At 37.4% G+C, this 13323-nt stretch carries 10 protein-coding genes and 1 pseudogene; 5 read left to right on the plus strand and 6 right to left on the minus strand.

Features of this window, described 5'->3' with window-relative positions:
* Positions 1-267 precede the first annotated feature (267 nt).
* Positions 268-1407, plus strand: coding sequence for a PEP-CTERM sorting domain-containing protein (locus F6K40_RS26555; protein ID WP_293140107.1), 1140 nt, complete (start codon positions 268-270; stop codon positions 1405-1407).
* A 967-nt stretch (positions 1408-2374) separates the two neighbouring features.
* Here F6K40_RS26555 and F6K40_RS41435 read toward each other — a convergent pair.
* Positions 2375-2507: pseudogene (locus F6K40_RS41435) on the minus strand (IS5/IS1182 family transposase); the annotation flags it as partial.
* 598 nt (positions 2508-3105) lie between these two features.
* On the opposite strand from F6K40_RS41435, the gene F6K40_RS26560 reads away from it, so the two are divergent.
* Positions 3106-3735: a PEP-CTERM sorting domain-containing protein gene (locus F6K40_RS26560; RefSeq protein WP_293140108.1), complete on the plus strand. Its 630-nt coding sequence runs from the start codon at positions 3106-3108 to the stop codon at positions 3733-3735.
* Between the two features lie 462 nt (positions 3736-4197).
* Here F6K40_RS26560 and dxs read toward each other — a convergent pair whose 3' ends face one another.
* From dxs to hpsJ-B, 5 genes are all read right to left on the minus strand, one after another.
* Positions 4198-6105: a 1-deoxy-D-xylulose-5-phosphate synthase gene (gene dxs, locus F6K40_RS26565; protein ID WP_293140109.1), complete on the minus strand. Its 1908-nt coding sequence runs from the start codon at positions 6103-6105 to the stop codon at positions 4198-4200.
* A 74-nt stretch (positions 6106-6179) separates the two neighbouring features.
* On the minus strand, positions 6180-6338 hold the full coding sequence (locus tag F6K40_RS26570) for a hypothetical protein (RefSeq protein ID WP_293140110.1): 159 nt from the start codon (positions 6336-6338) through the stop codon (positions 6180-6182).
* Between the two features lie 465 nt (positions 6339-6803).
* Positions 6804-7694, minus strand: coding sequence for a glycosyltransferase family 2 protein (locus tag F6K40_RS26575; RefSeq protein ID WP_293140121.1), 891 nt, complete (start codon positions 7692-7694; stop codon positions 6804-6806).
* Between the two features lie 119 nt (positions 7695-7813).
* The gene (locus F6K40_RS41055; RefSeq protein WP_365672899.1) at positions 7814-7918 is read right to left on the minus strand and encodes a zinc ribbon domain-containing protein; all 105 of its coding nucleotides are present in this window, start codon (positions 7916-7918) and stop codon (positions 7814-7816) included.
* A gap of 596 nt (positions 7919-8514) precedes the next feature.
* A complete protein-coding gene (gene hpsJ-B / locus F6K40_RS26585) occupies positions 8515-9348 on the minus strand; it encodes a hormogonium polysaccharide biosynthesis protein HpsJ (protein WP_293140111.1) in 834 nt (277 codons plus the stop codon).
* Positions 9349-10025: 677 nt separating this feature from the next.
* Here hpsJ-B and F6K40_RS26590 point away from each other — a divergent pair.
* From F6K40_RS26590 to F6K40_RS26600, 3 genes are all read left to right on the plus strand, one after another.
* The gene (locus F6K40_RS26590; protein WP_293140112.1) at positions 10026-10736 is read left to right on the plus strand and encodes a response regulator transcription factor; all 711 of its coding nucleotides are present in this window, start codon (positions 10026-10028) and stop codon (positions 10734-10736) included.
* 4 nt (positions 10737-10740) lie between these two features.
* Positions 10741-11247, plus strand: a complete 507-nt coding sequence (locus tag F6K40_RS26595) for an adenylyltransferase/cytidyltransferase family protein (protein ID WP_293140113.1) — start codon at positions 10741-10743, stop codon at positions 11245-11247.
* 999 nt (positions 11248-12246) lie between these two features.
* Complete coding sequence (locus F6K40_RS26600) at positions 12247-12969, plus strand: GUN4 domain-containing protein (RefSeq protein WP_293140114.1); 723 nt, start codon at positions 12247-12249, stop codon at positions 12967-12969.
* Positions 12970-13323: the final 354 nt, after the last annotated feature.

A 13323-nucleotide genomic window follows, 5' to 3' on the forward strand; every position in this document is an offset into this window, starting at 1 on the left:
AGTAAGGAGTAAGGAGTAAGGAGTAATATCAAATCCGGTTGAATACAAGAGTGTATTGTTGGGGGAGATGGTCCGATTGTCCGATTTAATAATGAACATATACTATATAACCGGATTCTATATAATGAGGAGAAAGAATCATAAAGATGAACGTAGTTATGAAGATATGAGATTTTTTTTATGTCCAATTAAAAGGATTTGATATTACAAAGTCTACGAATTCACAATCAAACAAAATACAAACTAATTTAATCCAGGATAATTACGATGCTAAATAATCAATTGCAGACAAAAAAAGTAATCAATTTTTTCCGTTATACAATTCTTAAAAGTTTAGCTACTGTGACTGTTTTAGCTCCGATTTTAATGCCAACTTCAGCTAAAGCAGTAACTATTAATTTCGATCAATTTAACGATTTTCAAATTATCCCCGGTGATACTTTCCAGGATTCAAATGTTATTTTCGATCAAGAATTTTTGATCGTTAATACCAACATTCAAAGACCAGCTCTATCTTCACCAGGTGCTGCATTAGGACTAGATCCGGTTGCAGGAACCATTACTGGTTACTTCACAGAAGCAGAAGAAGTAGGGTTTATTTCAGTTTTTGCCGGCGATTATCGTCTCGACGATCGGGAAACAATAACTCTTAAGGGTTTTGATGAATTTGACAATCTCCTTGCTTCTGACACTTTTACATCTTCAACAGCACAGAGTTTATCTATTTCTAGTCCTGGTATCGTTCGATTTGAGATCGATATTATTGAGCGAGGAGGTATTGATAACTTTACTTTCTCCTCAACCTCTCAACCTGTTAACGAAGATCCTACCCCTAGCAATCCTATTTTTGCTCCTATTTCCATACCAAGTAACCCAGATGGAAGTATAACTATTAATTTCGATCTGGATCTATTTAGCACTAGCGATGATGCAGTTATAGTGGGTGATAATTTTAGCAATTTAGGAGTTATTTTTGACGACCCCTTAAGACTTTGGAACATTTCTCCGGAGGACAATCCTGTTGGGGGAAGTGCTGAATCTACCACAACTATTGCCACAAATGATAATTCCTTGGGAGGAAATATTAGCGGTTCTTTCACAGAAGCGGTTGACTTTGTTTCAGTCTTTGCAGGAGACAGTGGAGGAGATGTCGATAATGTAACCCTGATTGGTTTTGATCAATTTGGCAATATTGTTGACTCAGACACTTTTGAAAATACAGAAGCAGAGACTTTATCTATATCAGGTGCTGGTATAACTCGATTTGAGATTCAAAATATGGGAGCGATCGCCATTGATGACTTTACTTTCAACCCAACACCAAAATCAACTCCTGAACCTGCTTCTGTTTTAGGTTTATTAGCTTTTGGTGCTATTGGTGCTACTTGCAGACTAAAACGCAAATAAAAATTTTTTGATGAAACTAGGGCGTGTCATCAATTACAGCGCTTTTCTTTCTTGATAAACCACATCGTCACAACCAAAACCCAGTAGGGACGTTCCATGGAACGTCCCTACTGTGGTCTACCGTGCCGGAAAACTGCTGTAAAGAGGTTGATCTTTAGGGATATTGTATGCTGTATGGAGATAGCGTTGGCGGAGCCTAGCAGCAGCTACATCGCTATGTCAATAAAATGACTGAAGCTGCCTCTAGGAATTCCTCCTAGGAAGTTAACCGAACGTTTATCGTATCTCGTAGCGATATAGCTGCCGCACTTGCTCTGCCAACGCTCTATATTGTTTAAGAAGGCGCGAAAAAATTTTCTATAAGATGACGTGCTTGGTACAATATTTCATCGTAATTACGACGTTCTTTTCGGTTTTTTTGTTTGAGGAATCACTACTTCTATTCCTCTCTCACTCAAAGGTCTAATTACCCTAAGAAAGAGCATCATACAGCGCTTTTCTTTCTTGATGAACCACATCGTCACAACAAAAACCCTGTAGGGACGTTCCATGGAACGTCCCTACTGTGGTCTACTCAACTGAAAAGCGCTGTAAGCTTTATCTCCTAGTACCGCTTCTGCTTCTACCATCGCTAATAAAACATCTGCTCCATCATTCGTCGGCAGCTTGGCCTGCAGTAAAAAAAAAGAGTGGGATTACGAGCGAGCATCTACTACTCCATGTATTTTCGTGCTCAACTCCCCAATGCTTAGGCCAATATCCTCCTGTTCTGCACTACTGTATGCAGCCGCGCTATGTTAATGAGCACCAACAATCGTGGCATCAATTCCGGGCATATTCGTTATCTGCATCCTCAGCTAAAGCGTGAAATACTATGCACCCAGACTCCTGAGCAGCTCCAACGACTAAAACGGGTATGGATGAACAGGTCAGTCCCCAAATCAATAAGAGTAAGTCTCTAATCATGAATCCCGGCTCTATATCTGTATAAAACAGCTTCCACTTTCGAGGCGATTGTCCTTTGCCGTTCTGCCTACAGTCTCTTCAGGCCCCGGTAATAAATTTTGAATCCGTTCCCATTGGTCCCATAAGTAAACCATAACGTCTAGTCATTGAGAGCAGTCCTTTTCTGTTATTTTTATAGTTATTCTCTCATAGCATATTATACCTTTAATGTCAACCTCTTTAAATTGATGACACGCCCTAGAATGATAGGATTGACTTAATCAAAGAATAACGATACTATATATAATATGTATTTGACATACTCCCGACGTGGCCTTTACGGGACAACACGGGATTCTTCAGTCTTGGAAACCCTGACCACTGTTTAGACAGAGGTGATGTCCTCCCCCTGTGCTGACATTGATAATAACAAAATGCTCCTAGCTTGTGTCTTGGGCATATGAACGTGTAGCTTATGAAGGTATCCGAATCCTGGCCCAGGCTTTCATCCCGACGCTCCCCTCCCCCCTATGCACGGGGGGTTAGGGGGGATGGAGAGCGCGGGACTTCCCGCCAGGAAAGTTAAGCCTAGCATTAAGTAGACTTATCTCACACCTATTATAAAATCCATAACTTGCAGTAGGTGTGGTCATTTCCAAGAGTTATCTATTTGATATCCTCAATCTCCTATTACAAAGTCTACGAATTCACAATCAAACAAAATACAAACTAATTTAATCCAGGATAATTACAATGCTGAATAATCAATTACAGACAAAAAAATTCATCAATTTTTTCCGTTCTACAATTCTCAAAAGTTTAGCTACTGTGACTGTTTTAGCTCCAGTTTTAATGCCAACTTCAGCTAAAGCAGTAACTATTAATTTCGATCAATTTAACGATAGAGAAGTTATTTCTGGTGATACTTTCCTAGACTTAGGTGTTGTTTTTGACCAAGAACTCCAGATTATTGCTACTCATCCTAACAGACCCGTTCAGTCACAACCAGCTAATGCTTTAAGAAACGATCCCTTTGGAGGAGATCTTAGCGGTTATTTCACAGAAGCGGTTGATTTTATTTCTGTATATGCAGGTGATCACCGTCCGTACAATGAGGACGGAAGTGAGAATAAGGAGATATTAGTTCTTACAGGTTTCGATGAATTTGACAATATCGTAGATTCTGACACTTTTACATCTCTAACAGCAGATACTTTATCTATATCTGGTCCTGGTATTGTGCGATTTGAGATTGTAGATGAAAATGAATCAGGGTTTGGTATAGATGACTTTACTTTTGAATCTGTTCCTGAACCAACTTCAGTTTTAGGTTTATTAGCTTTTGGTGCTATGGGTGCAGTTTCAATGTTAAAGCGTAAATAGGGCTTGCTGAAAAAGTCTTATGGGTGAGGGTAGGAGTCAGGAGACAGGAGACAGGAGACAGGAGGAGTAAGGAATGAGCGAGGAGGCAGAAGGAAGAATTTAATTCGTGATTTTTCGGCTCCTGTTAACCTAAAATTCTCACTTTATGCAGCTCTTTATAAGGAAAACCTTGTACTTTTTCAAGACTTTAAAAAGCTCAAACCTCTATCTGTCAATGCTTTTAGATTTAATCAGCAAGCCCTAAAGCAAGCCCTAAATAGATATCTTAATATCATGTCCGGATAATAAGCGATCAAAAAGTTTTTGTTTGTAGTATTGCTCTAGCCCTAGAAATATCTATCTGACGGGCTAGAGCAATACTATGAGAGCTTCTAATTGTAACTATTCAAGTAGAGACATTCCATAGAACATCTCTTCATTTATTTTGCAGAAAAATCTATTCCAGAATTTCCCACAAAAATATTAAACGTTAACAGTCGATAACTTCGGCTTAAAACTCTGCAAAATACGTTCTGCTATCTGAGAAGGAGTCAAACCCAAATCAGCCTTCGACTCATCAGGTTTAGCATGATCTACCAACTTATCCGGTACACCCAAACGTAACACAGGTACAAGCACATTATTATCCATCAATGCTTCCGTAACTGCCGAACCAAAGCCACCCATCAAACAGCCTTCCTCCATAGTCACAACCTGACCAATACGTTGTGCCAAAGGTAGAATTAACTCTGTATCCAAAGGCTTCACAAAACGAGCATTTACCACAGTAGCAGCAACACCATGCTCACTGAGAATTTCTGCAGTTTGCATAGCCGGATATACCATAGAACCATAGCCCAATATCAGTACATCATCACCATTCCGCAGAACTTCACCCTTACCAATAGGAATAGCTTCCCAACCCTCTTCCATCAGAGGCACGCCATAACCATTACCACGAGGATAACGCATCGCGATCGCTCCATCCGTATATTCAATACCAGTAACCACCATTCGTTGTAACTCACCCTCATCTTTAGGCGCCATAACTACCATATTCGGGATACAACGTAAATAGGCAATATCATACATTCCCTGGTGAGTCGGACCATCTGCACCCACAATTCCAGCACGATCTAAACAGAAGAAAACAGGTAACTTCTGAATACAGACATCATGGACAATTTGGTCATAACCTCGTTGCAGGAAAGTTGAATAAATAGCCGCCACAGGTCGCATTCCTTCACAAGCTAAACCTGCTGCCAGAGTTACAGCGTGTTGTTCAGCAATACCAACATCAATATATTGTTTTGGTAATTTAGCATGAAGTTTATCTAAACCTGTACCAGTTGCCATTGCAGCAGTAATACCAATAATTTTGGGATTATTTTCTGCCAGTTTTACCAAAGTATGAGCAAAAACTTTAGAATATTTCGGAGGTTTTGGCTTAGTTGCTGGTGCTGCTTTACCTGTAGCTAAGTTGAAAGGATTTTGCGCGTGATACCCTACTTTGTCTTTTTCTGCAACAGCATATCCTTTACCCTTAGTTGTGGCCACATGAACGAACACTGGTCCATGAATTTGATGCGCTTGTTGAAAAGTTGTAATTAATTCTTCTAAATTATGCCCATCAACAGGACCCATGTAGGTAAAGCCCAATTCTTCAATTACGGCCCCCACTTTTGACACTGCCAAACGTTTCATCCCTTCTTTGAGGCGTTCCATTTCTGGTGTAAAAGTTTCACCAACAAAAGGAATATGTTTAAATTGTTCCTCAAGGTTATCCTTCAGAAACTGCATCGGTGGGGATAGACGCATTTTGTTGAGATAGCGAGAAATTGCACCTACGTTAGGAGAGATGGACATCTCGTTATCGTTAAGTACAACCAATATATTAGTTTTGGGTAAGTGACCCGCATGGTTAATAGCTTCTAAAGCCATACCACCAGTTAAAGCACCATCCCCAATAATGGAAACTACTTTAAAGTTATCTCCTTTCATATCTCTAGCTAAGGCCATCCCCAAACCAGCAGAGATACTGGTAGAAGCATGACCAGCGCCAAAATGGTCGAATTTACTTTCACAACGTTTTAAATAACCTGCAACCCCATCTTTTTGTCGCAAGGTCTGAAAATTGTTATATCGACCTGTAATAAGTTTATGGGGATAAGCTTGGTGGCCTACATCCCAAAGAACTTTGTCCCGATCTAGATCGAGGGTTTGGTAGAGACCCAATGTAAGCTCTACAACTCCTAACCCTGGACCTAGATGGCCTCCACTTGTGGCGACTGTTTCTAGATGTTTCTCTCGTATTTGTCTCGCAATCTCTTCTAGTTGATGAATTGAAAGACCGTGCAATTGATTAGGATGAGTAATTTCGCTTAGATGCATAGTTTGATTTACTCAGATTTCTGATGTAGATTTGCGGTTGTAACTGGGAATATTTTTGATGATTAACTTGGAACTTACCTGTACTTTTTTTCACCTTGATTATCGGAATTGGCAAAAATAGGAATAATTGCTTGGCCAGCTAACAGGGAACCAATCAGGATCAAGGCCACTAAACAGCCTTGATTTTTACCTAAACCCACTTCTTTTTCAGCATTGACTTCCCTCTCGGGCACTTAGGCGGGGAGATTCCTACTAAGCATTCTAAAAACCCAGACAATCCTAGACACGCTCTTCATCAGTGACTAAGAACGATTTTCCGACTCACCTGTCCATAAGTCTACTGGCAAAGAAGGTTAGTGTTCCGCTCAAACACCGCCGAGTTGAGGATTCGCTCTGGGGTTTTCATCAGACATGAAAAGTCGAGTGCCAAACACTCCATAATCGTTGCTAAAATCCTCTTGTTTTAGCAGACCTATACAATAATAACAGGGATGAGTGGCTTCAACAATTAATAATTAATAATTACCTCTCCTTGAAACTGATAGGATTGACTAATCATGAAAGTTTTTATTTATTATCCCCTATCCAAGGGGAGGCTTTAAACCCAAAATTTTCGGTAAAAACATAGACATTGTGTGGATATTTGTCTACGATAGTCTATGTTTTTAAGTTGTAGCAAGCAACAGTTGCTCCAACTGTTAAGTCATATTTGACCCTTGTGCCTCTATTTCTAATTTTGGTGAATTAGCATCAATAGCTGAAGTTAATGATTGTACAGGCATATTTTTCATTTCCCAGACTTTAATTAGTATGAGATATTCGTAGAAAGCTTGCAAGGTACACCAACCCAATCCGGCTTGGCCATCAAGAAATCCTCTAAGAAAAACATACATATATATGAAGCGAACTATTGGTCTGAAGGGTAAACGTAGGGAAAAATCTTTGAGAGCGCGTCGTCTTTCTACTTCAGAATCACCAAAAAATAGGTTTTTCCAAGATATGCTCCCTGTTTTTAATTGTTTAACTGTTTCAAAAGCTTCATCTGTAGAATAACGATTGTGCTTTTCTATCCAACGGGAAATACCTTTACTACAAGTATAGTGGGGATAAGTTTCTTGCAAAAAACTTGTGGGACCATCGCAAACTTCTCGTTCTGTGTGACCATAGTCAGTAAACCAGACTTTATCCTTACGAAATAGGCGCATTTGATACCGGGGATATTGGGTGCTGTGGCGAATCCAACTTCCCATAAATAAGACTCGTTCTGCAACGTAATACCCAATGTATTCTTGACTTTGGATTGTTTTTAGGCATTCATTAAATAGCTCTGGGGTCATCCTTTCATCCGCTTCTAAGATATAAACCCACTCGTATTTGGCCGGAACTTCTTGTAACATCCATGTTCGCTGTCGTCCATGGCTTTCAAATTTGTGTTGGACTATTTTTACAGGATAAGATTGAGCTATTTCTATAGTCCGATCGCTACTAAAAGAATCTACTATTATAATGTCATCTGACAGCATTGCTGACTCAATACAAGCAGCGATATCTATTTCTTCATTGTAAGTCAGTATATAAATTGAGAACATTCGATGAATTTTAGTAATTGCTCTTTGTTGACATCTTCCCGACGCTACTCTCACGAGACAGGGCCGGATTCCCTTTTCATGTCGCGCAGCGAAACATCACTCTGTTGGCGCTGATACTGCTACCCAGCACCCAAAATGTTTATTGCAGCGTTTATGTCCCTATCATGGTAAATACCACACGACTGACAATCCCATTCTCTGATATTTAGAAGTAATTTTTCCACTACATGACCACAATTAGAGCGACGCGTGCGAACTGGGAAAATATCGGTCAATTTTTATCAATTCTCTTCCGTACTATTTGGCCTTATACTCTAATTGCCTGACTATTTTATTAGCCTCCCCTTTTAAGGGGAAAAAGCGGTCGTTTTGCTACGCATAACTTTCCTAAGGGAATGCTCCGCAAACGTTTTTCATGTCGCTCCGCGTTAACGCGCGTTGTGCGCTAGCTAAACGGCTGTGGCCAACATGAATGGGGAGTATGACCTAGGATGGGATGGATGGGGTACCTTGCCATATCCAATCGACCAAGAGAAATAAATTTTTTCCTTTTAGTCAATCCTCTCCCTTTTTTGGCTCTGCTTTACCCACATCTTTATTAACATAAAGCTTGACAAAATAAACAAATTATGTAATAGCTTTAAACAGGCTTTTTTCAGATAAAAAATGTATTGAAAAGTACATTTATTTCCAAAAGTTAAGCAAGTAGTTTTACTTAGCTGCCAGGCTCCTTTCTCCCTTCTCCCCACAAGGGTTTCAAGACTTATGGGTAATGGATAGCCCTAAAAGGCAGAGGTAATTATCCATTATCCATTATCCATTATCTAGCAGGATTTTGGCGGCGCCCTTTACCTTTAATAATTCCCATACTTTTTAATCCGGTCCAACCAATCATAATATAGCCTACTGCTAAAAGTAAGCTGCTAATACCTGTTCTGATACTAGATTTAAAAGAATTTGTATTAGCTTGTTCTTCTAGTTCTAGCTTGCGACTACGAATTCTGGTCTTAAGTTGGGTTGGTAATTGTTGTGCTTGAGTATTTAGAAATTCATCTATAACTTGAGGATTCTCTTTTGATTGTTCCAGTAAAGTTTTTACTTGATTTGGTAATTGTTCATTTTCTAATGCTTCATTTAACCGAGTTTCATCTGCTAGTAAGGTAGTAAGTTGATTTCTCAATTGAGTTCGCCTTTGCTGGATCTGCTGTTGAAACTCATTACTACCAAGACGATTGTCTAGTTGTGTTTCAGCTTGACTTGCTTGTTGATCGATACGTTGAATGGCCTCAGCCCTTGCTAAACGAGTGTTATTTAAGTGTAAAGGAAATAATAATAGATATATCAGTCCTAATAAGCTAGCTAGTAAAAGTGCCCAAAATCTTAAATCTAATATTGAAGATGTAGAGTTATCTTGAAGGCCAGAATTACTGCTTACCCAGTAACCTGTGAATAATAAGGCCATTCCTACCATAGGAATTATCCCCCGATCAACTATTTGGGTTGCTAAATTAATTTGCCATCCTCTACTACCGATGTTAGGTGGAAATGATAAGACTAGAAAATCAAGTATAGAGGATAAAATCATAATTACTCCTACTATTATCAGAGTCCTAGCAGCTATGGAGGAATATTGACGGATATTTGTTGCTTTCATGGGATTTTGCTAAGTTCTCAATTATAGTTGACTGGATATAGTGGGTCTGAAATGTTGAGAATGCACTCTTATAGCGTAGCGCTATGCGCTAGGGAATAGGGAATAGGGAACAGGGAAAAGCAGACTATCAAAGGGTTTTTATTATAGGGAAATGCTCCGCAAACAGGATTTATAATTGTCCTAACCTTGGCTTCGACTGCTTCAGAACCAATATACTCAAAACAAATAATTTTCTCCATCTCGTCTATGAACAGCTTGGATATGGTTTCAAGACACAGACAAAATTTGATCCCCTTGTTGAATATCAAGCATTGCCTTTGTTTCTCACAGTTTTAATCCTGACTCCTTTTAGTCCAGCATTTTGGCCTTTGACGACATTGATAATGTCTATTGCTGATGGCGGAAATATATTTTCCCTATCTCAAAATAGTAGTCTATTTTTACCAAAAATATGACGTAGTTTAACCATAGTCCATCAGCTTTTTTTCCATCTATATCTTAATATTTTGAAATTTTTCCAACATAATTATATGTTGTCTCATGCTAATCTACACATATAATAACTAAAGAAAGTTACAAATGTAGCTGTATTTCTAGTATAAGATTAATGTAAATTGAAATAAATATAAAAAATATTATCTAACGATAATTGGGAAATAGGGAGGATTAAGTTAACAGTGAAAGAAAATTTGGAAAATGACAAAAAGAAAAAAATATTAATAGTCGATGATGAAGATAGCTTGAGAACTCTGCTAAAGCGACACCTAGAATTTCAAGGATATGAAGTCAAAGATACAAATTCTGCTTTAGATGCCTTATCAATACTCGAACAAGAGGTGCCTGATTTAATTATTTCGGATATAATGATGCCACAAATGGATGGTCTAGAGTTTTGTGAACGTTTACGAGCTAGTGATTTAGGTCAGTTAATTCCTTTTTTATTTTTGTCGAGTAAGGGAGAGTTAGAAGACAGAATTGTTGGTTTATCTATGGGGGCAGATGATTATATTAATAAGCCTTTTGAAATGCGAGAATTAGTAGCAAAAATTGAGGCTCAATTAGCTCGTTTTAATAGAATTTATTTGGAAATGAAACGATTGATTGGAGAATCTACTACAAAAACACAACCACAAGTAGAACCGGAACCACTACCTCTAACACCAGCAGAAGCAAGAGTGTTTTGGGAAGTTACTCAAGGTTTGACAAATAAACAAATTAGTGAACGCTTGTTTATTAGTCCTCGAACTGTACAAACTCATTTGAGTAAAATAATGAGAAAGCTAAATTTAGAAAATCGTTCCCAGTTAGTTCGTTATGCTTTTGAACGTGGATATCAAGCACCTACTGAAGAACATATAAATCAAGGTGAAGCATCAACGGAAATCTGAAAAAATGGACTCCCAAAAACTGATTTCTGGCCTGTATAATTTGACTGAATTAGAACAGCTAATTAATTCTCAACCCACTTTTTGGCGACCTTTAGTATTTACAAATGGATGTTTCGACTTGGTTCATGCTGGACATATTCGTTATTTATGGGCAGCTAAGTCTCTGGGGCGATCGCTTGTAGTAGGATTAAATAGCGATTGGTCTGTGCAAAATCTTAAACCCCAAAAAGAGGGATATCCTATCCGACCAATTGTACCGCAAATCCAACGGGCTGAAGTTTTAGCAGCTCTGAAACCTGTTGATGGAGTAGTAATTTTTAATGAAACTACTGCTATTAATATCATAGAACAACTCAAACCCGATTTTTATGTAAAGGGTGGGGATTATTCTATTGAAACATTACCTGAAGCTCCAAAAGTTAAAAGTTATGGTGGTAAAATTTCTTTAATTCAAATAGAAGTTCCGACTTCTACTACTGCAATTATTAATAGTATTTTACACCATCATTGAAGCAAGAGTTAGCTATACTGCAAGACTCAGAGTCAGAATTAATCTTGGGTATTGGATGGGCGAGCAATTACTAATTGAATTTAAGCATTCAGCTATTAGCTGTTATAGCTATTAATTCATTGCCTTTTGGGTAGGAATTAGTATTGAAAGATTGTAGGAGAATTAAAAGTATTGGAAAAAAATTGACCATTTTTTTAATTCAAAATTCACGCATTCACGCGTTCAAAATTTTTGGTTCATTCCTTAATCTCAATAATTGTTTAATTAAGGATTCAAACCTCGTTCTTCTTTTGAGCAAATTAATAATTTTTAATTTTGAATTGATTTGACTTTGACAAGGGAAAGTATATATTAATTATTTACGAAACAACTAAAAGCTGAATGCTTACAATTCAATAGCAGCAAATAATCAAATTTAGTGGAAATATTAAACCAATTTCATAAAATATTTCTACAGTGACTCTGTTCTTAGGAGTCAGATAGGGTAGTAGTAGGATTGGTAACTTACAGGAGTCAGAAGTCAGGAGGTCATTTTAGTTATCAGTTATCAGTACCTCTAGCTGTTTGCTCCGCATTCCGCAGGAAACCATTGGGATTGAAATAATGAACCAAATATTTTTTTCCCTTAAAAGAGGAGGCCAGAGACCTTATTTTTTAGTAAGAGTTTATAATATTTATTTATTTATTCTGATAGTAAAACTTTTCCATGATTGACTAAAAATAGTTTGATAACTATATAATTGTTGATCATTGTTGTTTTTTGTATTCAAGGAATAATTTGATTTTTACTCTCTACGTGTCTAGCAAATTTACTAACATTTTTGTCATCATTTTACTGTAATTATCTATGTATAAATTTGCTATTAAACCAGTATAATTATGAATGAAATTATGACTGCTATAGGTTATAACTTCCACGGCCACCTTAGTTGAATTATTGATCAATAAATAATTATAAATTGTCAATAAAGTCTAAGTTTTGAAACACACAATAATTTTATGACAGAATCACAGATTAATTCTACAGAAAACGCCTCATTGAACATACCTGAACTTCAATCTCAATTAGAATCTGGTTCTGAAAAAAAACAGTTGCAGGTAATTCCTAATTTAGCAGAAACAGGAGATGAAGGTTTAGAAATTCTCATGGAATTTTTGCAAAATAAAATATCTGATTCGCCAACTATAGTTGAGGGAAAAATTTATCAAGTTTTGCGTCAAGTTAAGTCATCTAAAGTTGATGAATTTATACAGAAAAATTTTCCCCTAGGAGTTTTACCAATCAAGTCAGAATCTAATATTGATTATAGTCATTTACAAATAAAATTAGCTCATCAAGATTTTTTAGAAGCTGATAAATTAACGATGCAAAAATTGTGTGAGTTAGCAGGAGAAGGAGCAACACAAAGAAAGTGGCTTTATTTTTCAGAAGTAGATAGTATTCCCATTCCAGATATGCAAACTATTAATACTATGTGGTTAGTTTATTCAGAAGGAAAATTTGGCTATTCTGTACAGAGAGAAATGTGGCTAGGAGTAGGTAAAAATTGGGATAAGTTACTACCAAAAATTGGCTGGAAAAATGGCAACACCTGGAGTAGATACCCTAATGAATTTACTTGGAATTTAAGTGCGCCGAGGGGTCATCTACCTCTTTCCAATTTACTGCGTGGAGTACGAATGTTTGCTTCTATATTATCTCATCCAGCTTGGTCTAAGTAGGGTTTCCTGAAAACTCTTATTTAGGGTTAATGGTAGCTAATAGACATCTCTAATTAAAGAGGGAATAGGGAATAGAGAACACTCAACTGGGAGGAGAAGTAATTGATAACTTACAGCTCAGAATTGATTTGATTTTGGATTTGGGGAAAGCTCTAATAGTTATGAATTATTTAACTACATTGCTTGACTACTTTTGATTCCATTCTCGAAAAGAGGGAATAGGGAACACTTAACTGGAAGGAGAAGTAATTGATAACTTACAGCTCAGAATTGATTTGATTTTGGATTTGGGGAAAGCTCTAATAGTTATGAATTATTTAACTACATTGCTTGACTACTTTTGATTCCATTCTC

It is taken from the genome of Okeania sp. SIO3I5, assembly GCF_010672085.1.
Taxonomy (GTDB): Bacteria; Cyanobacteriota; Cyanobacteriia; order Cyanobacteriales; family Microcoleaceae; genus Trichodesmium.